We start from the raw sequence: 22896 nt of genomic DNA, 5'->3' as shown, positions 1-22896 counted from the left end.
ACCTTAAAAATACCCGAAGAGATCATTTGATCTCTTCGGGTGTTAGAGGTTTTAATGTGGTAAAAACACAAGTTGATATAAAAACATCACAGCAAAAATATAAACTAAAATATGAACTTCTGCCCATTTTCCTCTAAAGATTTTTAAAATGGGATAAGAGATAAAACCAAGCGCGATTCCTGTTGCGATGCTTGAAGTTAGAGGCATACTTAAGATGATTAAGAAAGCAGGGAATGCCTCATCAAGCTCGTCCCAATTAATCTTCGCGATACTTCCCATCATCAAACTTCCTACGATAATTAAAGCTGGAGCAGTAATGGCAGCTACACCAGATACTGCACTCACAAGTGGTCCGAAAAAGGCAGCTAAGATAAAGAGAAAAGCAACCGTTACAGTCGTTAGTCCTGTACGCCCTCCAGCCGCAACACCCGCTGAAGATTCGATATAGGCTGATGTAGGACTCGTCCCTACCATTGCCCCAGCAGTTGCGGCAACAGAGTCAGCGAGAAGTGCTTGACGTGCACGCGGCATTGAATTACCCTTCATCAAACCAGCATGTTGTGCAACACCAATCATTGTACCTGTCGTGTCAAAAATCGTCACAAGTAAAAAAGAGAATACAACCGCGTATAACCCGTGTTGGATCACATCACCTAGAGCAGTGATCGGGTTAGAGACGATCAATCCTTCAGGCAAACTAGGTAAACCCACGATTCCATCAAACGTTAGCTGATTGGTGAAAAAAGCGATCGCTCCGGTTATGAGCATGCCGATGAATAGCGCACCATTTACCCGCAATGACATTAGAATAAGCGTAATAGCTAGACCACTGAAAGCTAAAATAACAGAAGGTGAATGAAGATCACCAAGTGCGACAAGGTTGTCATCGTGGGCAGTGATCATCCCAGTCAAACGCATTCCGATAAACGCGATAAACAAACCAATCCCTGCAGTAATTCCGTGCTTTAAGTTGTCAGGAATTGCTTCAATAAGTTTTTCCCGAAAAGGTGTTAACGAAAGAAGAGAGAATATAATTCCTGCAATAAAGACAGCAGCGAAAGCTACTTCGTAAGTAATATTGTTAGTTCCAACAACTGAAAAGGCAAAATAAGCATTCAAGCCCATCCCTGGAGCGATTGCAATTGGATAGTTAGCAAATAGCGCCATCCAAAGCGTACCAATAACAGTTGCGATAATTGTTGCTAGAAATACCTGGTCAAATGGTACGCCTGCAGTTGATAAGATAATTGGATTCACAACAACGATGTATAGCATCGTCATAAATGTAGTAAAACCGGCTAATATTTCTGTTTTAACAGTCGTTTGATTTTCTTTTAAATGAAAACGAAACATTTCTGATCATCCTCCTGGAATAAATACGAACAATAAATAACCACAAATCATATAATATTCGTTTTTAAAGGAAAGTACAACCCTTTTAATCAAAAACACACAAGAAATATTAGGTGATAAACAGTATTAGTATCTCTTTTAGAGGATCCAACTATTCCGTTAAGGTGAAGTGGTCTATTTTTAGAAAATCACATTTTCTTTGAAGGTGGGATGCTTGTGTATAGAAAGCTCATCGGGAAAACGACTGCAGAGAAAGTAGAAAAATTAACCCGACATTTAACATCCGTTAAAAGTTATAACGGAACGATTGGTGAAAGAGAAAAAGCAGAGGACATTTTGTCCATTATTCAATCGTTTCCTTACTTTAAAGAACATCCTGAAGAAGTATGGATTCAAGACATTCCAAATGATTCTCTTGAACGAAAAAATGTATGGGCCCGTTTAACAGGAAATAGTGCACGAACCGTCCTTTTTCACAGTCATATCGATACAGTTGAGACAGATGATTTCGGATCATTACAATCCATTGCACATGATTCAGACGCGTTACAATCATTTTTCTCATCTTATGATGGTGACCATCGCGTGCAAGAAGACGCAGCAAGTGGAGACTGGCTTTTCGGGAGAGGGTCACTCGATATGCAAAGTGGTGTTGCCGTTCACTTGGTCAACTTACTGGCATTCTCTGAGCAAAAGGAACAGCTTGATGGAACCATGCTTTTCTTATTCAATCCAGACGAAGAAAGTGAACATGCAGGAATGCTTGCCGCACTGCATGAGCTTCAAAAAATGAAGGAAAAGGGTTGCCAATATGTAGCGGCAATTAACAACGATTTTATCGCACCTATGTATGACGGGGATCACACAAAATATATTTACACGGGTGCTGCTGGAAAAGTACTTCCTTGCTTTTATATCTATGGACGAGAAGCGCATGTAGGGGACGTTTTAACCTCAATAGATCCAACACTAGTTGGGGCTGAGATCAATCGGAAAATCAATCAAAATCTTGATTTGGTTGAGGAATTAGAAGGTGAATATGTTTTACCTCCAGCGTGTCTTTTTTTTAAAGAAGACAAGCATCATTACAACGTTCAAACGGCAGTAAGCGCAGGACTTTATTTTAACTATTTTGTATTTGAACGCACGGCAAAAGATGTAATAGAAAAGCTGCGTTCTATTACGATTAGCACGGTTGAAGAGTTGAAAAATCAAAGTGAATTCCGTTATGGCACTTTTCGGAAAAGTCATGGTTTCCCTCCGAGTGATTGGGACTGGGACATAGAGGTGTGTACATTTGATGAATTGGCTCAAAACTTGAAGAAAAAGGGGATGAATGTAGAGGAAACACTTGATGAAGTTCAGGCGACGTTTAGTGAAAAAGATCGTAGAGAAACGTCCTTTGAGCTGGTGAATACTTTGCAGCAGCTAGATCCTGAAAAAAAACCAAGGATTATTTTATTCTTTGCACCACCATTTTTACCTCATAATTTTTTAAATGAACAAAATGAATTTGGGAGTGAGATTAAAAGGAAATTGCTGAAGCGTTTAGACCAAGTTTCGCGTGAGACAGGGGAGACATTCGTAACGAAGCGATTCTTTCCTTATTTATCAGATGGCAGTTTTTTATCATTACATGAATCAGAAGAAGAGGTAAACGTCTTAAAGAAAAATATGCCTCGGATGGATACCGTTTATCCATTGCCAGTCGATCTAATTCGAAGTTTAAATATTCCTTCTATCAATATCGGTGTGTATGGAAGAGATGGTCACAAATGGACCGAACGTGTGTATAAGCCTTATACGTTTCACGTGCTCCCGGGCTTGATCCGAAATTTTGCGCTGGATCTAGTGACAAAAAATTGAGGGAGTGCGATAAACGCACTCTCTCCTTAGGCTGTTGAAAATCTCTCGATAGTTGTAACTTTTCAACGCAGGAGTAGTGAAACGTGTCCTATATGATGTGAGCGATTGGATCTTTCCTATCGAATGAATTCATCACCAAACAAAATTAAATTAAAATGGAATAGTCCGTTTGGTTAGACAAATGTAACCAATTGGTTTATATCTAATCGGCTAGACTTGCGTGGTTTTTCTGTGCCTTTTCCAACGGTAATAAGCATCACTGGAATATAGCGATTGGAAATGTCGAATTCCTCCACTAACTGAGTAGCGTTAAACCCACCAATTGCGCATGTATCCCAGTTCTTCGCTTGAGCTGCAAGCATCAATTGCATGGCAGCTAATGAAGCGTTTGTAAAAGCAGCATCGCGTGCAAATTGTTCATTTGCATAGGCCCCTTGAATTTGTCCGTTTAACGCTTGTTTGATTTCTTCTGACATGTGTCCTTCTTCTACAGCTGGATCAAAAACGAGATCAACATTTTCATTTGCACGTAAATCACCTAATATGGCGATCACTGCTGACGCATCTCCAACCTGTTGCTGATTGTATGCAATTGGAAGCAGTTTTTCTTGTGATTCTTTATTATGAAACGCGAGGAAATTCCAATGTTGAAGATTCCAAGCGGATGGTGATTGACCAGCAACTTCAAGCAACTCCATAAGTTCTTCTTGCGAAATTTCCGCATTTCGATCATATTGTTTTGTCGCACGGCGCTCTCTCATGACCGTCAGAACATTTTTTAAAGTAGATACAGACATATTCGTGCTCCTCCCATTTAGTTAGGTTTAGTTGTAGAAATTAATTTACCCATTGCAGTCAATTTAATTCGAAATTTAAATATTTCTTCTGTCAACATTTGTGTGTACTGAAGAGATGGTGACAAATGGACCGAACGTGTGTATAAGCCTATACCTTTATAAACGGATCGTTCATTTGATGAATTAACTAAATTCGCAAACAATTTATTTTAATCCAACAATAAAAAGGTAGTTGAACAACGTCGCAACGGGGGGCAAATCAGACACCGTAATGACGATACAACGGTTAGCAAGATGATTGTTCTCAACGGATGTGACCTATGATAAACTTAGGTTATCAGAATTTTCCAAATGAGTAAATAAGCGTGTTCCGTTAAAGGGCAGGATAGTTGAACAATAGAGATTTAGAAGAATTGAAACAATTTATTTTGTGTGACGTAAATTCTTTTATAGGGAAAATTAGGAGTCGATATTGATGAAAGAATCTAAATGCCAAAATTGTAATGGGCTTGAATTTGCAGAAGGAACTGATTTTATGCCAATTAAACCATTAGATAAGAAATTTTCAATGGGGTCTAATAAAATTTATACTTTTTGCTTGAATTGTGGTGAGGTTATTTCAATAAGAATTGAGAATCCAAGTAAATTCAAAAAATAGTATTTAGTTTATTCAACTAACGGGGGCTTTAATGGAACAAGGGAACCCCAAGACAATATGGAGTTCCCTTTCATAATTTCAAAAATCAACATAATCCTTTTGGAATAAAGTTCGGTCAAAAAATCTCATGTAAATCCACATTCTACGGTAAACAAAAAGAATCCAGTTTGAAAAAAGTTTGATCAAATGGATATTTTGGGGTTGCTTGACGTTTACGTATATAACACAGAAAAACTATTAATTTACAGTAGAAGGGAAATGAATACAATGAAAGAAAAAAGGGGATTTTTCAAAAGGTTATTAAAAAAAAATTTTTTTATTGAATTAGATGAAGCATTGACCTATCCATCTGTTCAATTTATCTGTGAAGCTATAGAAAAATACGCTGCAGAGTCCAAAGAACAGCTAAGATTTGAAAGTAAAGTAAAGCCAATTACTTTTTATTTAGACAATGCACTCTATCGTGTTGAAATACGTATGGCTCAAGGAGGGTATTATATATCTTGTGATGAGGTATAAGTGACATAACAATCAGTAGGAATCCCCCACTTCAATTAGGACCGTGAGGTTGGATAAGTGGTGGGTAGTCAAAACATTAAAATATATAAAAGCTCAATTTCTCAGTGTTAAAAAAAGAAATTGAGTTTTTTAATTGTTGCGTCTGTTGAAGAGGATAATTATGATGACTTTTTTAAGCCTATTTGAAGGTTTTATACTATTAATTTATTAAATCGGCAGCTTGCTAGAATATCGCGCCAAGTCGACAAACCTAAACGAGGATTTCAGTAATCGGCTTGCTTTAACCATTGTACTGCCGAACCGCCAGAGCTTCCATACGTAATTTTGCTTTTTTGTCTTATTAATCTCCCATCCAGTCTCTATCCTAAAACAAGAGGGAAACTAGTTAGTGGGTTAATTTAACAACCACCATATTTTAGTAAAAGAAACATGAACAACCTACGATGATCAATAGAACGAATATTACAATAATTACTAAAAAGTTATTCTTTTTTTTCATTAATGTTTCCTCCTTTCTGAAGTATGAAAGAATAGCTTCTATATATTCTATGATTCAAAAAAAAATTTGTGAGAGACAAACTCAACAATTTGTAGGGAATTCAACATTTTAACTAGGGACAACCTCTTAAAAAGGCTAGAATCGCCCTGTATATAGGCTATCAACGCAAGCGGACCATAGGGAGCATTAAGGAGTTGGATTTTGAACCCCCTAAAATATCAGCTGCTTTACTTGTTTTTGACATTCGGTTTTTCCTCTAATAGCTTCCGTAATTGTAGCAACTTCGTCTTAGGTATCAATACTCTTGAGTTGCGGCACCAAAAACAGTATAAAGTATAAAAAAGTGTTCACTGGCGTGTACGCTTATATTGGGCGTAAGCCTCTGAACACGCCTCTATCTTTTTGAAGCTACTCTAACCTATGATTCGTCTATCAGCTATGAATACTTACAATCACTACACTAGTTTATGAATATACTAGATATTGAATTTATAAATAGGAGGTGAATGCATTTATGGCTATTGAGAACATTCTGGCTACGGTTCCTCCAAATACACCTATAGAAACTGTCAACGTTGGTGGAGCTATAGAAACTGTTGAGAACTTAGGGGGCTGTTGTAATGAACCAGCTAAGATAGCTACTTTTGGAACTGTTTCTGGTTATTTGGTTGTTAATTCTGAGGAAATTTTAAGCGTTCAATTCGGTTAGTATAATTTACGGTAGTGTATGAAAATTCCCACTCAGTAATCCGAAGTAATCATTATTAATATGTCATTCGCACGAACACTTTTCATCCTCTGTTCACATGGAATCATATATTTTTACTAACACACCAAAGACCGCCTTGTATATTTAGTATTTAGTGTACAAGGCGGTCTTAGCTATATATATGATATATAACTATTCGTATCGTTGACACTCCACCCCTAAAGATGCAAGTTGATAACCTTACCGATTGCCTTTTCTTATGTCTAAAATTAGGATGGGATTATCCACTACATTTTTGTTATAAAAAATGTTTGATATGACTATTGTATACGCTTATACACGAATGCCATATGCAGAATACTATAGAATGGTAAGAAAATTTCAAAGAAAGGAGGATCGTTAATGAGTCAAAACCATAATAAAATTGATCCTGTTTGTCCAGTAGAATCAATGACACAACCCCCTTTAACGAGTGAATCAATCAAACCTACTCCTCCTGCTGTATCGTTCGTTAAAGTTCCAGTGGTATTAGTAGAGCCCAAAATTCAAATTGTTGTCGAAGCAGATATTCCACTTGATCCACCTGCATTCGAAATTAAGCGAGTGGGGAAAGATGTATTTTTAACGCAATGTAAACTGGTACCTGTAGAATTTGCAGCCAAAGGAGAAGACCGTTTCGTAACAAAAGCTAAATTATTTGTAGGGGGATTTATTCGCAAAAACATTGAATATGCGACAAAGGAGTGTAACGGCGTCATTCAAGATCGAATTGCCGATGTTCTATTTTCTGGTTTCACAGAAATCGGTGGGGCTACTGAATTTTTAAATAATCCGATTTTAAATGGATCTTCAGAAAGTAGTTCTCGATTAATTAATCCGAAAGACGGGATTACTCCACGTCAAGATAAATACTTCTTTGAAAATAAAGTTTTTTATAATGAGCAACCCTACTGCGAGTTAGTCAGTGCAGATTTTTTTGAAATTGACTTTTCTCCATGTCCTGTAGATGCGCATGAAACGTTTGATACACTACGAGAAAAGATTGTCCTTGACCTTACTGTAAAAGTATTACAACTACAACAAATTGATACGAAGGTATCTAAGTCACCTGTCACCCCTCCTTGCTACAGAGACCGAGATTCAAATCGTTATAGAACCAGATGCTAATAAGATTTTCTTGATTCTCTTCCTTAGTCGGTATAATCTGCGCTTGCATGCATGGACACGCGTCTGCCAATCAAATTTGTTTGAAATCCCATTTTCTTCTCTTCTTCAGCCACAGCAATCTGTTTTTACTTCCATATCGTATTCCTCTCTGAATCCACTGCTCGATATAAATACATCAATTGACCTTTTACTTTCACATACGTTTCGAATTAAGAGATAAATAAACAGTCAAGTGCTTTTTAAAGAAAGCCTTGGCTGCTCCTCATGTTTGTAAACCTCGCGTTAGCGTGGAAGCAATGAATATGGTGAAAAAAGGACAACCTCACTGACAAGTGGAGTCTGCCCAAAATGAAGTTGAAATCATACATGAATTGTTTGGGATTGCAGCATCCATGGTAGTAGAACTGAAACAGTGGCTCTATGTTCTCTATCAAAATGTTTTTCAACAGTACCAAAAAAGAGATAGTGCAATAAATGCACTATCTCTTTAGCCTGTAGAGGATTTTTCGACAGTTGTGTGGATTTCTTCAACGAGGAGTAGTGAAGACCCTTTATATGGTGTAAGCGTCAAATGATTGGATCATTTGATAATGAAGATGCCATCACCAAGCTGTTCGGTAAAAAAATCACGTCGAACTGTCGAAGTTTGATTAGACAAACGTAACCAATTGGTTGATATCCAAGCGACTACTCTTACGTGGTTTTTCTGTGCCCTTTCCAACCGTAATAAGCATTACTGGAATATAGCGATCGGAAATGTCGAATTCCTCCACTAGTTGAGCAGGGTTGAACCCACCAATTGCGCATGTATCCCAGCCCTTCGCTTGAGCGGCAAGCATCAATTGCATAGCAGCTAATGAAGCATTTGTAAAAGCAGCATCGCGTCCAAATTGTTCGTTTGCATAGGCCCCTTGAATTTGTCCGGTATACGCTTTTTTGATTTCTTCTGGCATTTGTCCTTCTTTTACGGCTGAATCAAAAACGGGATCAACATTTTCATTTGCACGTAAATCACCTAATACGGCGATCACTGCTGACGCATCTCCAACCTGTTGCTGATTGTATGCAATTGGAAGCAGTTTTTCTTGTGATTCTTTATTATGAAACGCGAGGAAATTCCAATGTTGAAGATTCCAAGCGGATGGTGATTGACCAGCAACTTCAAGCAACTCCATAAGTTCTTCTCGCGAAATTTCCGCATTTCGATCATATTGTTTCGTCGAACGACGCTCTTGCATGACCGTCAGAACATTTTTTTCTAAAGTAGATACAGACATATTCATGTTCCTCCATATAATTAGATTTAGTTGCAAAAATTAAGTTAGTTACTTTTAGTTATTAGTAACAAGGTTTAATATAATACAGATAAAAAGCCCTGTCAAGAAAATGAACGATAAATAACTCTTAAAGTGAATCGGTCATTTTTGTTGTTCCATTTTAATATACTGAGAGGTGTATTTTTTGTAAAAACGAGCTTTTCAATTGTGGCATCGTTTGAATGACAGGTCAAATTGAAAAGGTTTTTATTATTATAGTTATCATTTTATAATAATTATAAATAAAATAGTTGACACGGCTGTTGTTTTCAGTAAAATATATAGTATATCAAATAATAATTATTTTAATTTAAATAACTAGATAGGGAGATGAAAAGATTGACTAAACGTTTAACGACGAATCAAGGTGTACCAATTGGTGATAATCAGAACTCAAGAACAGCTGGTGAAAGAGGACCGATCCTATTAGAGGATTATCAACTAATTGAGAAATTAGCTCATTTTGACCGCGAGCGTGTTCCAGAACGTGTCGTCCATGCGCGTGGAGCTGGTGCACACGGAGTATTTATCACAAAAAATAGCATGAAGCGATATACGAAAGCTCATTTATTTCAAAAAGAAGGTACAGAAACACCTGTCTTTGCACGCTTTTCAACAGTTATTCATGGAAATCATTCTCCTGAAACACTTCGTGATCCTCGTGGGTTTTCAGTAAAATTTTATACCGAGGAAGGGAATTGGGATTTTGTAGGGAATAACTTACCAGTATTTTTCATCCGTGACACAATTAAATTCCCCGATATGGTTCATTCACTTAAACCAGACCCAAGAACAAATATCCAGGATCCATCTCGTTATTGGGACTTTATGTCACTATCACCAGAATCAACGAATATGATGGTGCACTTGTTTACCAATGAAGGAATTCCAAAGAGCTATCGCCATATGAGGGGATCAAGTGTTCACTCATTAAAATGGGTTAATGATCACGGGAATACAACATACATTAAACTTCGCTGGGTACCAAAAGTGGGTGTTGAAAGCTTGAGCATGGAAGAAGCTGAAAAAATTCAAGGTAAAGACTTTAACCATGCGAGTAATGATCTTTATCAAGCAATTGACAAGGAAGACTTCCCTGAATGGGATCTTTTTGTGCAGCTCCTTGATCCTGCTGATATGGATAACTATGACTTTGATCCACTTGATGCTACAAAGGATTGGCTAGAAAAGGACTTTCCTTATCATCACGTAGGAACGATGATTTTAAACCGAAACGTAGAGAACGTATTCGCAGAAACAGAGTCTGTAGGGTTTAATCCAGGTGTATTAGTGCCAGGAATTCAGCCATCTGAAGATAAATTACTCCAAGGTCGTCTATTCTCTTATTCAGATACACAGCGTCACCGAGTGGGACCTAACTATCTTCAACTCCCAATCAACTGTCCATTTGCGAAAGTAGATAACTATCAACGTGACGGTGCGATGCCTATGAAACAACCAAAAGGCCACATCAACTACGAGCCAAACAGCTATGAAGATACCCCTGCTGAAGAGGAGGGATTCACCGAGTCAAAACAGCCAATTAGCGGAGTAGCGGGGCGTCAAAAAATTACTAAAGTCGATAATTTTAACCAGGCTGGAGAAATTTATCGCAGCTACAGCGAAGAAACGAAGGCAGAGTTACTCAAAAACCTAACTAATGATTTATCTCAAGTTAAAAAAGAACAAACTGTTTTGATTGCCATTTGCAACTTCTACCGGGCAGACCCAGAACTTGGTAAACGCTTGGCAGACCACTTAAAGATTGACCTAGCACCATTTCTAGAAAAAATAAATCAATAACAATCAATCGATTCTCGCACAACTGGTAACAATTACATCAAGAGACCTTGCCTAAAATGACTAACCTCCTTAAAGTAGAAGAACCCCTAATCGGGGAACACTGCTTTGGACTAACCTTATTGAGACAATATAAAACACCTTCGTAAATGTTACTGTAAACAAGTACATTTATCGGAGGTGTTTTGCGTGGGCATAAACGTATATACAAGTGAAACTAAATGGGCAGTAGTCAAAGAAAAATAGAAGGTAAATTAATCATAATAAAGAAATCCAAGAAAATTAGACTTCCATCCCTCCAAAAGAATTTCTATGGATGGAAGTCTAAATGGTGTTTTATAAAATGGTCTCATATCAATAGTTCAGTACCCTTATTCAGGTCTTGTCTTATTGTCTCAAAAATAATTTCAGATTATTCTGTTAAAAAACGACTCGATACTAGTGATTTCATGTTAGTATGAAAAAAGAAAGAAAAATTAAAAAGATGTGGAGGTTCTACTGTTGGAGACAACAAAATTAGAGCTATTATCTGAGAATACAAAGCAATCAGCGCAGTTATTCGAGAATGCGAAAAAAGTGATCCCAGGTGGTGTTACAGCAAATATCAAGTATATCGCTCCTCACCCGATCATTATGGAAAAGGGAAAGGGGAGTAAGCTTTATGATGTCGACAAAAATGAATATATCGACTACCTCCTCTGTTACGGTGCACTGATTCTAGGTCATGGTTATCCTTCTGTATTTGAAGCAGCAATGGGACAAATGAAGGAAGCAGGCACAACGATTTTTGGTACGCCTCACCGTTTAGAAACGGTCATGGCTGAAAAATTAATTTCACTTTACCCGGGGATTGAAATGGTCAGATTTACAAACTCCGGCTTAGAAGCTACGTTGCTTGCAATCAGAACTGCGATGGCTTATACAGGGAAACAGAAGCTTGCCAAATTTGAAGGTCATTATCACGGAGGATATGATCAAGTTTTGCTGAGTGTCAATCCTGAAGTGGAACAAGCAGGTGACGCGGTAATCCCGAATGCAGTTCCAGAATCTCAGGGAATTCCTGACTATTATGTAGAAAATACCGTTATTCTCCCATTCAACGATTTAGCATCGACGGAGAAAATTTTACGGGCAAGAGCACATGAAATTTCTTCAATTATAATGGAACCAATTCAAGGAGGATTCATTCCGGCTGATCAAGAATTCATAACAGGGCTCAGAGCGTTAACAGAGGAACTCGGTATTCTGCTCATCTTTGATGAAGTGAAAACTGGATTCAGATTATCACTTGGCGGGGCACAAAAAAAATACGGAATTAAACCAGATCTTACTGCGCTCGGAAAGGTACTTGGTGGTGGATTCCCTGTAGGTGCAATCGGAGGAAAGAAAGAAATCATGCAAATCAGTGCCCCTGATCGTGGTAGAGATATTTTAACGGCAGGCGCTGAAAATAAAAACAAAAATGATGCATTGTTCCACAGCGGAACATACAATGGCCACCCAACAATATTAGCGTCAGGACTTGCGACAATTGAAGTGCTTGAGAGAGAAGGCACAATGGAAGCACTTTTCTTCAATACGAGATCGCTTAGAAATCAGCTCGAAGACGTATATAAACGTTATGACATCCCGATGCAGACAGTTGGAGAAGGCAGTATTTTCAACATCATCCTTTCAAAAAGCAGAATTAAAAACTACCGAGATATGGGTAAAGCCGATACTACCTTGAGAAAAAAGCTTGACTATGAACTATTGAAGCTCGGAGTCTATACTAAACCGCTTAACCGTTACTCAATGTCAGTCGTTCATACAGAAGAAGACATTACACGCACTGTAGAGGCACACGAAAAGGCGATCAAGATTGTTCAAAAATAAGATAGAATAATTGTTTTGAAGACAATAGAAAGCGCTTTAAAGAGAAGAGGATATCTTTCATAGCGACGGAGGAACCCGATACACATCGGTCTTACAAAGTCTGTATTACAAGGTTAGAATGAGATTCAGATAAAAGGAGAAATTACCTCATCAGGGTAATTTCTCTAAGGTTTTTCTATACTTTCACATTTCAAAGCTATGCGTTTAGAGAAAAAGGATCTCTACTCCAGTAAAAGCTTAGCTTGAGCAAGTTGATGAGGTTCGTTAAGTATGTCACCTGGTCGTCTTGCTTCCCCAATAAAGTATTTTTTAAAGTCCATGCTTAAGAACTCAAATGTGTGACGGAATTGAAGAACAAGAGGTATTCCCTTTATGGAGATCTCGTTGCCTCCACAAATTATAAGGTAGGATGGTTTATTTTTGATGCGATTCTTGAAATCAAGATCTTCATCTCTCATAGCTTGTGACCATCGATCAATGAAAGTTTTCATGTATCCACTCATACCATACCAGTATACGGGAGTGGCAAATAGAAGAACATCAGCTTGTAACATTTGTTCTACTAGCTCAAGATGATCATCATCAACTGGTGTAAAACCTGCTTCTTCATGTCTTTCATCTACAATCTGCTGAATATTTTTCTCTCGTAAATGAATCCACTTAACCTCACCATTATATTGAGATGCCGCTTCCTTTGCTAGTGTCTCCGTATTTCCATTCTTTCTGGAACTTCCACTTATAATTAACAACGTCACACTATTCGCCTACTTTCCTAGTGATTTTTATTCGTTCGTAAATAAGAACACGATCGAACGATCAAATACCTTTATTTTATGCAGCTCGTGAGGGAATAGTCCAGTGCTTTATCTTATCTTTTTAAGGATAAGGAAGAGTGTCTTGGATAAATTATTCTATTTTAAATCCTTTTCAATAACTCAATAATTTAGTTAAAACGTGGTGGAACGTGCAATTCAGGAGCTTTTACATCAATGATTTCACTTGTCAGTGGATGCTTAAAGGATAATCGAACAGCGTGAAGTGCTTGAGCCATAAAATCAGGAGACTTTTTCCCTCCGTACAACTCGTCCCCAGCTAATGGATGACCTAAATAAGAAAGGTGAACACGTATCTGATGGGTACGGCCAGTATCTAATTTTAGTTCTAGCCATGTTACGTGTAGGTCCTCTTTAAAGTTGATTTTTTTAAAATGCGTAATCGCGTGTTGACCATTTGGAGAAATACGTTTTCTTGTATTGTGATGACGATCATTTCCAATCGGGTCTTTAATCGTCCCAGAGTTCTTCTTCATTTCACCTTCAACTAAAGCCCAATAAGTCCGTTTAATTAGACGTTGTTCAAGTAATCGATCAAGCAATGGTTTTACAGCAGAATGCTTTGCAAAAAGAATGGCGCCGGTTGTGTCGCGATCGAGGCGGTGGATTGGTTGTGCATAGCCGTTATGACCTTTACTCATTAAATAGTGAACCACACCATTAGCCAATGTATTAGTATTGGCAGGGCTATTTGGATGAGTGTCCATGCCAGCAGGTTTATTCACAATCAATAAATGATCATCTTCATAAAGAGGCAAAATCGCTAGGTCCGTGGCTGGATACGTTTGCGCTTCTTCACTAAGTCGTATACTTAGACGATCGAAAGAAGCCAGTTCGACTTTCCACTGTGTAAGCTCTCCATTTAAATCAATCGCCTTGTCCATGCGCCATTGATGAATCGTTTTTTTACTAAAGCCCCAGTATGTTTTTAGCGCTTCCTCTATAGTAATCCCAACTAAATCGTGTGGAATGTTAATGGTAAATGTGTGTGGTTTCATCTTTATTTTTCTCCTTTAGGGTGCATTAGTTTATGTATCAAGTTTATAGTAAAAAGAAAAAGAAAACCTCCCCAATTAGACGGAGAGGATTTCACAGTATTAGCTTTCACGATCTAAAACATAGCGATTAAAGAAATCTTCATAATGACTTTCAGCAGCAGCTCCTTCGATTCCATCCACAAACTCCCCATCTTCAAAATAAACAAGTGTTGGCGTTTGGTAAATGCCGTATGTTCCACCCGTTTCAGGAAATTCAATAAGATTCAGCTGAAGCATGTCAACGCCCATCTCTTCTGCTAATGGAGCAAGTATAGGTGTAGTTTCTAAACAATGTGAGCATTCAGGGCTGAAAAAGTATACGGTTGTTGGTTCCCCACTGTCAATTTGTGCTTGTAGTTCCTCAGGTACAATTTGATTTTGATAATTCTCGTCATCAAGCAATTCGATCGTTGACTGTTTTAGCTTATCTTTACCATAGATGTTTCCCTCAGTTTTTGAAGCGTTTTGCATGTTGGTAATAATAGCAATGGCTGCAAATATAACAACAATGACCGATGCAAATACGATAATTTTTTTCATTTAGTTGTTGCTCCTTTCAATTGTTTTAAAATGGAAATGCTTAACACGAAAATAATAGTAAAAGCTGTGAGTGCTAAAAACGGAATGGTAATAAAACCAAGCCAGTTGATGTATTCACCTGTACATGGAACGAGTCCACACGAGGGACTTGAGTCGGCCATGAAATTGATCTTCTGAACACTATAGTGATAGATCGAGATCGCTCCCCCAATTCCAGACAACGTAGCAGAATACAGAGCAGCTTTCGCATCCTTTTTAATAATAGCAGCAGTAAGAAGAATGACGATTGGGTACATAAAAATTCGTTGATACCAACATAGTTCACATGGTGTATAGCCTCGTATTTCTGAAAAATAGAGGGATCCCATCGTAGCGAGAAACGATGTTGCCCATACAGCAAACAATCGATTTTCAATTTGTTTGGTCATATTGTTGCCTCATTTCTACATTGTCCATAAAATTATAATAGCAGTCAATGAAAATTGTAAAATGTAACCTCTTGAAAAACAAGATCATTTAGTTGAATTAGCAATGAGAAGGCTGTAATTATGTCTGATACTTGTCTAAATAAGTTCGTCTGCTAGCGAACTCATTCTGTTAAGACGGGCTCCTACGCACGATAATGGATGTAGCATATGATGTACCTTCTAAATTGTGGTGTTCTCTTAAATCTTCACTACAACTCATCCTTTTTTAAATAAAAAAGTGGCAGTCAATTATCTATTAACTGAATATTACGACCTTTGTAGAGTTTGTATGGTGAATCTGATACAATAGAATGAACAACTTTAGTCACAGACTTCGGGAGGAAATACAATGAGTTATTTGCAAACCTATAATAAATGGCAGCAATATGATCATCTTGATGAAGATATTCGATCTGAACTTATCCTTATGCAGGACAATGAAAAAGCAAAAGAAGACGCTTTTTATAAAAACTTGGAATTTGGAACAGGCGGTATGCGTGGTGAAATTGGAGCGGGAACAAATCGTATGAATTTGTATACGGTCCGTAAAGCAGCTGAAGGACTAGCGAGATACATTGAAAAATACGGGGAAGAAGCAAAATCTCGCGGAGTCGTTCTTGCTTATGATTGCCGCAGAAAATCGCCTGAATTTGCTTTGGAAATTGCACGAACACTTGCTTCACACGGAATTCAAGCATATGTGTTTGAAGCCTTGCGTCCAACACCTGAACTATCATTTGCCGTTCGGTTTTTACATACTTTTATGGGAGGCATGATTACGGCCAGTCACAACCCACCTGAATACAACGGTTTTAAAGTTTACGGAGAAGATGGCGCACAGCTTAATTTAGAAGATGCAGCAGCAGTAATTGACGAAATTAATAAGATAGATAATGAATTATCGATTGAAGTAGGTTCGTTGGAAGAATTTAAACAATCTGGTCTGATTAAAATTATTTCAAATGATGTTGATGATTCATACGTTGAACATCTAATTACTGTTTCACAACAGCCTAAATTGGCAAAAGAAACGGATCTAACAGTCGTTTTTTCACCACTCCATGGCGCTTCAAACGACATGGTGCAACGTGGATTTAATGCACTCGGCTATGAAAATATACATATCGTAAAAGAACAAGAACAACCAGATTCAGAGTTTACGACAGTAGCTTCCCCAAATCCTGAGGAACCGGGAGCATTTGAATATGCCATTCGTGACGGGAAAAAAATAAATGCTGATTTATTGATTACAGCTGATCCTGATGGTGACCGTTTAGGCCTTGCAGTAAAAGGTTCAGATGGTGAATATATTTTACTTACAGGAAATCAAACAGGTGCTATTTTACTAGATTATTTGTTAGCGCGTAAGCAAGAAAAAGGCATCATTCCAGCTAACGGTCGTGTCTTTAAAACAATCGTAACGTCAGAAATCGGACGAAAAATAGCTGGGCATTACGGCGTTACAACAGAAGACGTCCTTACTGGATTTAAATTTATCGGAGAAAAAATTAAAAAGTATGAAGCAAGTGGTGAACATACTTTCTTGTTTGGTTATGAAGAAAGCTATGGTTATTTAGTTAAAGACTTCGCGCGAGATAAAGATGCTGTTCAAGCTGCCCTGTTGGCTGTTGAAGCTGCAGCTTATCATAAAAACGAAGGAAAAACATTGTATGAAGTCTTGCTCGCATTGTATGAACAGCACGGTTATTACCGGGAAGGATTGGAATCACTGACATTAAAGGGGAAGGAAGGAGCTGACAAAATTCAGTCCATCCTATCCTCCTTCCGTGAAAATCCGATTCGTGAAATTGACAACCTTACTGTGCATTTGCAAGAAGACTATGGGACATTAAAACGTTTGTTCACTGTTCAAGGAACAGAAGAAGATATCTTACTCCCATCATCTAATGTGTTGAAATACTTTTTAGAGGATGGTTCTTGGGTTTGTGTGCGTCCAAGCGGTACAGAGCCTAAGGTTAAGTTTTACTTTAGCGTAGTTGGGACAAGCGTGGAACATAGTGAAGAAAAACTAGCTCATATTAAAGAAGCCTTTATGGCAAAGGTAAATGCAGTTATCTAAATGCAATGTTAAAAGCGTGGCTTCCATTTGGATGCTGCGTTTTTTCATCTAAGTACAGGAGGGGATTATTTACAGTTGTTTCTTATCAGTCAAGAGTCTGAGTAAGAATTCAGACATATGAGGAATATATTGTTCCAATCTTTCAATTATACTTAGAAAGTGAAAAGAGGTGTGCAGTTTGAGTGATCCGTCAAACGTTATGATTTTAAAAGAAATTGCGGAATTACTTAATGAGGAAACTGAACTAGAATCCATGCTTCAAGATGCATTAGAGAAATTCTTGAATGGTACTGATTTTTATGCAGGTTGGATTTTTTTCATCGAAGAAAATGGCAAGCATTCATTGGTTGCACACAATCATTTGCCTAAAGCCTTTCTCGAAAATAATTGCCATTTTATGAAAGTTGGTGGATGTTGGTGTGTGAATCGTTTTAAAACAGGATCACTGAAAAAAGCTTCGAATATCATAGAATGTAAGCGGATAGTTGATGCACTTAATCAAAAACATGAGGGAACAGGTGGATTGACTCATCATGCGACTGTTCCGTTGCAATCTGGGAATGAGCACTTTGGTTTATTAAATGTAGCAACACCTGGGCAACGTGAGTTTGAAGAACAGGAGTTAGCTTTGTTAGAGTCTGTTGCGTTTCAAATTGGCTCAGCGATTAAACGAATTCAGCTTACAAAAAAAGAACAAGAGATAGCCCTTATGCAAGAAAAAAATCGATTAGCTCGCGACTTGCATGATGCTGTGAACCAGCTGTTATTTTCAATCACATTAACGGCTCGGGGTGGGGCAGAAATGTCAGACACGAAGGAAGTAAAAGAAACCTTTAATGGTCTTCAATCACTTGCACAAGAAGCGCTCACAGAAATGAGAGCGCTCATTTGGCAGCTTCGTCCGAGAGGGTTGGAAGGTGGTATTACAGCAACAGTAAAAGGTTACGGGGATCTGCTAGGATTGGATGTAAGTATAGAAATTAAAGGTGTGGTCTCTCTACCTTCAAAAGTAGAGGAAACCATTTTTCGTATATGTCAAGAGGCACTGACAAACTGTAAAAGGCATGCGCAAACACAAAAAGTATTTATTTACATCGAATCCTATTCAAATAAAATTGACCTATTGATCAGAGACTTTGGTTGTGGATTTCATGCACAGCACATACGTTCATTGCCATCAGTTGGCATAAACAGCATGCAAGAACGAGCGACGTTGTTAGGTGGATCATTTAAAGTAGATAGTACACCAGGTAAGGGGACAACAATTTATGTGACTTTACCTTACTAGGATGAAGGAGGAAACGTAGTGGGTATTCGATTATTGATCGTCGACGATCATCATGTTGTCAGAAGAGGACTGGTCTTTTTCTTGAAAACGCAAAAGGATATTGAAATCGTTGGAGAAGCAAAAAACGGAAGAGAAGCTGTTAATTTAGTCAAGCAGCTCCAACCTGACGTAGTATTGATGGATTTAGTGATGCCAGAAATGGACGGCATTCAAGCAACAAGAGAAATCAAACAATGCTTGCCTAAGACGGAAATTATGATGCTAACAAGCTTTTCTGACCAAGACCACGTCATTCCTGCGATTGAAGCAGGTGCTGCTGGTTATCAACTTAAAGACATCGAACCAGATGAACTTGTTTCCTCCATTCGAAAACTTGTCAAGGGTGAAAACACGCTTCATCCAAAAGTGACAAATCACTTATTGAAGCGTATTAATAAAAGTGAACCTTCACCACATGAAGTTCATCAGCTCACACATCGAGAAAAAGACGTTTTGCTCGAGCTAACAAAAGGCAAAAGCAACAAAGAAATTGCGAGCGCTCTTTTTATAACAGAAAAAACAGTAAAAACCCATATCTCCAACGTATTTACCAAGCTAGAAGTAAGTGACCGTACGCAAGCAGCTCTTTACGCTGTAAAACATGGTCTAGCTTCACATTAAAATTTGTAAATGTATGGGTCCCCATTTGGTAATAAGCGAATAAGATAGAAGTCACTCAAAAATTTCCATAGATCTTTTGAAGACCTTAGTCAAGGAATAAAATAAAAGGATTCTTATGGGGTATTATAGGTATAAAAGATGTTTAAAATCTTTTTTACAGGAACTAATGGAAATTAAACGTTTCCAGTTGTTATGAAAAAATCCTCTCCATTCATTGAACTGGAGCGCATGGTTTAATTTTACATTATACACTCAAAAACGGTCAATGGATGGAAGGGATGGGATTTGAAGTTATAATATACTGGCATCAATAGGTCTGTGGAGTGAAGCACAATGTTCAGCGTAGCGGAACAATTCCACATACTGGTTTGCAGTTTTTTCTTGTTGTTGAGGGTAGTGAATCCCTTTTAAAAGCTTTTTTATTTTTTTGGATAAGAGATCATCTTTTGATCGTACCATTAAAATCAACAAATCATCCCATGAGTTACGGTACAGATAGAGTAAGGTACGATCGTAGTCAGTATACATGTTTACACTGTTTCCTCCTTTCATGAGATACTATAAATAGTATGTGCTGAAAACGATCATTTGGTTCTCGGAAAATTGAGGAGAAAAGCACTGAGAATCAGCTTTTAAAGGCATTTGTACATGTAGTCATAAAAACTGGAAATGTTCTTTTCCCATGTATAGATTAGAAAAACGGTACATTACATTAGAATTTACTGAAAATAAACCAATAGTGTTTTAGGTGAATACGATTATGAACACAGTAAGCTTCGGTGACTTAGTTATTAGCTTACCCAGAGAATTGAGTAGCAGTACTTTGAATTGATTCATGTTCTTCCCGCTCTCTCATATACTTTCTATGGATGGAAAGGATGTGAAGTAAGTTGGTTGAGAAGGACTTGATGAAAGAAATTGATGAAATTACCGAGATCGCTAAAGGCTTTGGACTCGATTTTTTCCCGATGAGGTATGAGATACTCCCTGCTTCAATTCTTTACACATTTGGAGCTTACGGGATGCCGACGAGGTTTTCACATTGGAGTTTTGGCAAACAATATCACCGCATGAAACTGCAGTATGATCTAGGGTTAAGTAAAATTTACGAGCTTGTAATTAATTCAAATCCTTGCTATGCATTTTTATTGGATACGAATTCCTTGATTCAAAACAAACTTATCGTTGCGCATGTCTTGGCGCACTGTGATTTTTTTAAAAATAATGTTCGATTCAGTCAAACGAAGCGAGATATGGTAAATAGTATGACAGCGACTGCTGAGCGAATTCGTGCGTATGAAATGGAATTTGGCAAACATGAGGTGGAAGAATTTTTAGATGCCGTTTTAGCAATTGAAGAACATGTTGATCCATCATTCTACCGTTCATCATTTGATTGGAAAGTGGATGAGTGGGAGGTAGAAGAGAAAAAGAAGAAAATATCTCCGTATGATGACTTGTGGTCGATGGATGATAGAAACAAACCACCGATTAGACCAAGAGTAAAGAGAAAGAAGTTCCCTCCTCAACCTGAAAAAGATGTGATGTTGTTTATCCAACAATACAGTAGAGAACTTAAGGAGTGGCAGCGAGATATAATGACGATGGTTAGGGAAGAAATGCTTTATTTTTGGCCACAACTTGAAACGAAAATTATGAACGAAGGCTGGGCCTCGTATTGGCATCAAAAAATTATGCGAGAACTTGATTTAACAAGTGGGGAATCTGTTGAATTTGCAAAGCTAAATGCAAATGTTGTGCAACCGTCAAAAACATCGATCAACCCATATTATTTGGGGTTAAAATTGTTCGAACACATCGAAGAACGTTGGAATAATCCAGATGAGGAAATGGTGCGAAATGGTATCAAACCTAATAGTGGCCGAGAGAAAATATTTGAAGTAAGAGAGATCGAATCGGATCAGTCATTTATTCGAAATTATTTAACGAAAGACTTTGTCGAGCAAGAAGATATGTTTTTATTTCAGCGGTCAGGTCGAGACTACCGGATTGTGGATAAGGAATGGGAAGGCGTAAGGGATGAGTTGATTTCATCAAGAGTAAATGGTGGATTCCCGTATATCGTTGTTGAAAATGGCGATTACTTAAAAAATGGAGAACTCTTTTTGATACACAAATATGAGGGAACTGAACTAGATATCGATTATTTAGAACGTGTTCTTCCACATGTATATAAATTATGGGGCAAAACAGTGCACCTTGAAACGGTCGTTGATGGCAAAGGGATATGTTTCATCTATAACGGACGAACGATGCAGCGAAAACATTTGCAATGAAGTTTTTAAAAAATAAAAAATGAGCCTCCTTTCCAAAGCGGGAAAGGAGGCTCATTTTTATGTGAGTGAATATAATAGAAATTTTAAAAATCCATCTACATCATGCTGCTTGTTTTATGCCTCGTCGAGTAAACATAAATGCTAAGCAAATGTTACATATATTATTTTTAGTTAAATTAACTTTTTATTCCACAAACTATGGAGGGGTAGATTAGTTGGGGTTATTAAGATGCTATTTCCCTTACCTGGTCGGAGACGAGTTGTTTATGAAAGATGTATAGTCGGTTGACCACGCTTTTGCATGGTCTGTTTAGTCTGTTCATCTTTGTTATTTATCCCTAGTTGATCATCGGTGATCAAGCAATGCGCTGGCATTCACTTAAATACGCAGGGTTTTTATGATAGTCGTCCAAACCAATTAGATACACTATCATATACTATTAACAGATTATGAGAAGGGAGTAAATGTGTTGAGAAATTCAAATATTAAGATTAAAGATTTGAGAAATAAAAAAATAGAAATCATCGATCCTCCTGTTGGTGTACAACAAGAATGTGTTAATGTCATATCTTTTTGTTGTACGAGTGTAGTACCAGACGGATTTATGATTGAATCTGAAGACGATCCTTGTATAGCTTTGGACTTTAGTGAATTAGAGTGTTGCTTAGAAACAATTGAAACAACAGGAACCGTAGTAAACCCTTGTAATGGAGAGTTAGAGTGTCCCGTGTTCATTGAAGCGGTACGTATTGTAGGATGCGCAAGAATGCATGCGAATGTAGGACCATTAAACCCAATTAGCGGAATGGTTATAAATGAACCTTGTTCGATTTGTTGTGATACGACAACATGTGTTAATCAAATCATCGATTTTACATGTGGGCAAGAACCGCCTTGTCTCGATTGTTTTGAAATAACTGAGACTACATTCGATTTAGCGTTGACAACTGATCCATGCGGGCGACAACTTGTCGTAATAAACGTGCAAGTTGGAGTAGAGTTTCAAGGATGCCCATAAAATTATCAGAGACTAGCACCACATACCCATCTAAATAAGAAAGGAGGATAGTTAATGAGTCAAAACCATCATAAAATTGATCCTGTTTGTCCAGTAGAGTCAATGACACAAGTCCC

General features: G+C 37.8%; 21 protein-coding genes and 1 pseudogene. 12 read left to right on the top strand and 10 right to left on the bottom strand.

The window, feature by feature from the left end; genetic code table 11:
* Positions 1-51: 51 nt before the first annotated feature.
* A complete protein-coding gene (locus AB1471_RS15145; protein WP_367780606.1) occupies positions 52-1353 on the bottom strand; it encodes an NCS2 family permease in 1302 nt (433 codons plus the stop codon).
* A gap of 216 nt (positions 1354-1569) precedes the next feature.
* On the opposite strand from AB1471_RS15145, the gene AB1471_RS15140 reads away from it, so the two are divergent.
* Positions 1570-3219, top strand: a complete 1650-nt coding sequence (locus tag AB1471_RS15140; protein ID WP_367780605.1) for a M20/M25/M40 family metallo-hydrolase — start codon at positions 1570-1572, stop codon at positions 3217-3219.
* Positions 3220-3392: 173 nt separating this feature from the next.
* On the opposite strand, the gene AB1471_RS15135 is transcribed toward AB1471_RS15140, so the two are convergent.
* Positions 3393-4016 carry a nitroreductase family protein gene (locus AB1471_RS15135; protein ID WP_367780604.1) on the bottom strand — a complete coding sequence of 208 codons (624 nt, stop codon included), beginning with the start codon at positions 4014-4016 and terminating at the stop codon, positions 3393-3395.
* Between the two features lie 475 nt (positions 4017-4491).
* On the opposite strand from AB1471_RS15135, the gene AB1471_RS15130 reads away from it, so the two are divergent.
* Both AB1471_RS15130 and AB1471_RS15125 read left to right on the top strand, forming a co-directional pair.
* The gene (locus AB1471_RS15130) at positions 4492-4674 is read left to right on the top strand and encodes a hypothetical protein (RefSeq protein ID WP_367780603.1); all 183 of its coding nucleotides are present in this window, start codon (positions 4492-4494) and stop codon (positions 4672-4674) included.
* A 267-nt stretch (positions 4675-4941) separates the two neighbouring features.
* Complete coding sequence (locus AB1471_RS15125) at positions 4942-5193, top strand: DUF4318 domain-containing protein (RefSeq protein ID WP_367780615.1); 252 nt, start codon at positions 4942-4944, stop codon at positions 5191-5193.
* A gap of 415 nt (positions 5194-5608) precedes the next feature.
* Here the strand turns inward: AB1471_RS15125 and yjcZ are convergent, their stop codons facing one another.
* Complete coding sequence (gene yjcZ, locus AB1471_RS15120; protein ID WP_367780614.1) at positions 5609-5692, bottom strand: sporulation protein YjcZ; 84 nt, start codon at positions 5690-5692, stop codon at positions 5609-5611.
* Positions 5693-6206: 514 nt separating this feature from the next.
* Between yjcZ and AB1471_RS15115 the strand changes: the two genes are divergently transcribed.
* Positions 6207-6401, top strand: coding sequence for a hypothetical protein (locus AB1471_RS15115; protein ID WP_367780602.1), 195 nt, complete (start codon positions 6207-6209; stop codon positions 6399-6401).
* A gap of 402 nt (positions 6402-6803) precedes the next feature.
* Positions 6804-7568 (top strand): CsxC family protein, encoded by a 765-nt coding sequence (locus tag AB1471_RS15110; RefSeq protein ID WP_367780601.1) that lies wholly within the window; start codon positions 6804-6806, stop codon positions 7566-7568.
* A 134-nt stretch (positions 7569-7702) separates the two neighbouring features.
* Here the strand turns inward: AB1471_RS15110 and AB1471_RS15105 are convergent.
* Together AB1471_RS15105 and AB1471_RS15100 are read right to left on the bottom strand one after the other, a co-directional pair.
* Positions 7703-7774 (bottom strand): annotated as a pseudogene (locus tag AB1471_RS15105) (DDE-type integrase/transposase/recombinase); the annotation flags it as partial.
* Positions 7775-8218: 444 nt separating this feature from the next.
* The gene (locus AB1471_RS15100; RefSeq protein WP_367780600.1) at positions 8219-8851 is read right to left on the bottom strand and encodes a nitroreductase family protein; all 633 of its coding nucleotides are present in this window, start codon (positions 8849-8851) and stop codon (positions 8219-8221) included.
* Positions 8852-9223: 372 nt separating this feature from the next.
* Here AB1471_RS15100 and AB1471_RS15095 point away from each other — a divergent pair, with 372 nt between their 5' ends.
* Together AB1471_RS15095 and AB1471_RS15090 are read left to right on the top strand one after the other, a co-directional pair.
* The gene (locus tag AB1471_RS15095; RefSeq protein WP_367780599.1) at positions 9224-10687 is read left to right on the top strand and encodes a catalase; all 1464 of its coding nucleotides are present in this window, start codon (positions 9224-9226) and stop codon (positions 10685-10687) included.
* 495 nt (positions 10688-11182) lie between these two features.
* Positions 11183-12559 (top strand): aspartate aminotransferase family protein, encoded by a 1377-nt coding sequence (locus AB1471_RS15090; protein WP_437342373.1) that lies wholly within the window; start codon positions 11183-11185, stop codon positions 12557-12559.
* Positions 12560-12780: 221 nt separating this feature from the next.
* On the opposite strand, the gene AB1471_RS15085 is transcribed toward AB1471_RS15090, so the two are convergent.
* The 4 genes from AB1471_RS15085 to AB1471_RS15070 all read right to left on the bottom strand — a co-directional run bounded on the left by AB1471_RS15085 (position 12781) and on the right by AB1471_RS15070 (position 15397).
* Positions 12781-13314, bottom strand: a complete 534-nt coding sequence (locus AB1471_RS15085; protein ID WP_367780597.1) for a flavodoxin family protein — start codon at positions 13312-13314, stop codon at positions 12781-12783.
* A gap of 188 nt (positions 13315-13502) precedes the next feature.
* Entirely contained in the window at positions 13503-14390 is an 888-nt protein-coding gene (locus AB1471_RS15080; protein WP_367780596.1) for an RluA family pseudouridine synthase, read from the bottom strand.
* A 99-nt stretch (positions 14391-14489) separates the two neighbouring features.
* On the bottom strand, positions 14490-14969 hold the full coding sequence (locus AB1471_RS15075; protein WP_367780595.1) for a thioredoxin family protein: 480 nt from the start codon (positions 14967-14969) through the stop codon (positions 14490-14492).
* Entirely contained in the window at positions 14966-15397 is a 432-nt protein-coding gene (locus tag AB1471_RS15070; protein ID WP_367780594.1) for a disulfide oxidoreductase, read from the bottom strand. The genes AB1471_RS15075 and AB1471_RS15070 overlap by 4 nt, the downstream gene beginning before the upstream one ends.
* A 388-nt stretch (positions 15398-15785) precedes the next feature.
* Here AB1471_RS15070 and AB1471_RS15065 point away from each other — a divergent pair, with 388 nt between their 5' ends.
* From AB1471_RS15065 to AB1471_RS15055, 3 genes are all read left to right on the top strand, one after another.
* The gene (locus tag AB1471_RS15065; RefSeq protein WP_367780593.1) at positions 15786-17516 is read left to right on the top strand and encodes a phospho-sugar mutase; all 1731 of its coding nucleotides are present in this window, start codon (positions 15786-15788) and stop codon (positions 17514-17516) included.
* A 178-nt stretch (positions 17517-17694) separates the two neighbouring features.
* On the top strand, positions 17695-18804 hold the full coding sequence (locus AB1471_RS15060) for a GAF domain-containing sensor histidine kinase (protein ID WP_367780592.1): 1110 nt from the start codon (positions 17695-17697) through the stop codon (positions 18802-18804).
* Positions 18805-18822: 18 nt separating this feature from the next.
* Positions 18823-19464 carry a response regulator gene (locus AB1471_RS15055; protein WP_367780591.1) on the top strand — a complete coding sequence of 214 codons (642 nt, stop codon included), beginning with the start codon at positions 18823-18825 and terminating at the stop codon, positions 19462-19464.
* A gap of 291 nt (positions 19465-19755) precedes the next feature.
* Here the strand turns inward: AB1471_RS15055 and AB1471_RS15050 are convergent, their stop codons facing one another.
* Complete coding sequence (locus tag AB1471_RS15050; protein ID WP_367780590.1) at positions 19756-19992, bottom strand: YhdB family protein; 237 nt, start codon at positions 19990-19992, stop codon at positions 19756-19758.
* A 380-nt stretch (positions 19993-20372) separates the two neighbouring features.
* On the opposite strand from AB1471_RS15050, the gene AB1471_RS15045 reads away from it, so the two are divergent.
* A complete protein-coding gene (locus AB1471_RS15045; RefSeq protein WP_367780589.1) occupies positions 20373-21761 on the top strand; it encodes a SpoVR family protein in 1389 nt (462 codons plus the stop codon).
* 470 nt (positions 21762-22231) lie between these two features.
* Positions 22232-22780 (top strand): hypothetical protein, encoded by a 549-nt coding sequence (locus AB1471_RS15040; protein ID WP_367780588.1) that lies wholly within the window; start codon positions 22232-22234, stop codon positions 22778-22780.
* Positions 22781-22896: the final 116 nt, after the last annotated feature.

Origin of the sequence: Jeotgalibacillus marinus (assembly GCF_040801915.1) — a bacterium.
Classification (GTDB): Bacteria; Bacillota; Bacilli; order Bacillales; family Jeotgalibacillaceae; genus Jeotgalibacillus; species Jeotgalibacillus marinus.
This window is presented reverse-complemented; position numbering and strand designations above follow the sequence as displayed.

Bases quoted from the DNA above. Each gene is read 5' to 3' on its own strand.
- AB1471_RS15145 (WP_367780606.1), bottom strand. From the start codon at position 1,353: ATGTTTCGTTTTCATTTAAAAGAAAATCAAACGACTGTTAAAACAGAA.
- AB1471_RS15135 (WP_367780604.1), bottom strand. From the start codon at position 4,016: ATGTCTGTATCTACTTTAAAAAATGTTCTGACGGTCATGAGAGAGCGC.
- AB1471_RS15130 (WP_367780603.1), top strand. From the start codon at position 4,492: ATGAAAGAATCTAAATGCCAAAATTGTAATGGGCTTGAATTTGCAGAA.
- AB1471_RS15125 (WP_367780615.1), top strand. From the start codon at position 4,942: ATGAAAGAAAAAAGGGGATTTTTCAAAAGGTTATTAAAAAAAAATTTT.
- yjcZ (WP_367780614.1), bottom strand. From the start codon at position 5,692: ATGAAAAAAAAGAATAACTTTTTAGTAATTATTGTAATATTCGTTCTA.
- AB1471_RS15115 (WP_367780602.1), top strand. From the start codon at position 6,207: ATGGCTATTGAGAACATTCTGGCTACGGTTCCTCCAAATACACCTATA.
- AB1471_RS15110 (WP_367780601.1), top strand. From the start codon at position 6,804: ATGAGTCAAAACCATAATAAAATTGATCCTGTTTGTCCAGTAGAATCA.
- AB1471_RS15100 (WP_367780600.1), bottom strand. From the start codon at position 8,851: ATGAATATGTCTGTATCTACTTTAGAAAAAAATGTTCTGACGGTCATG.
- AB1471_RS15080 (WP_367780596.1), bottom strand. From the start codon at position 14,390: ATGAAACCACACACATTTACCATTAACATTCCACACGATTTAGTTGGG.
- AB1471_RS15075 (WP_367780595.1), bottom strand. From the start codon at position 14,969: ATGAAAAAAATTATCGTATTTGCATCGGTCATTGTTGTTATATTTGCA.
- AB1471_RS15070 (WP_367780594.1), bottom strand. From the start codon at position 15,397: ATGACCAAACAAATTGAAAATCGATTGTTTGCTGTATGGGCAACATCG.
- AB1471_RS15065 (WP_367780593.1), top strand. From the start codon at position 15,786: ATGAGTTATTTGCAAACCTATAATAAATGGCAGCAATATGATCATCTT.
- AB1471_RS15050 (WP_367780590.1), bottom strand. From the start codon at position 19,992: ATGTATACTGACTACGATCGTACCTTACTCTATCTGTACCGTAACTCA.
- AB1471_RS15045 (WP_367780589.1), top strand. From the start codon at position 20,373: ATGAAAGAAATTGATGAAATTACCGAGATCGCTAAAGGCTTTGGACTC.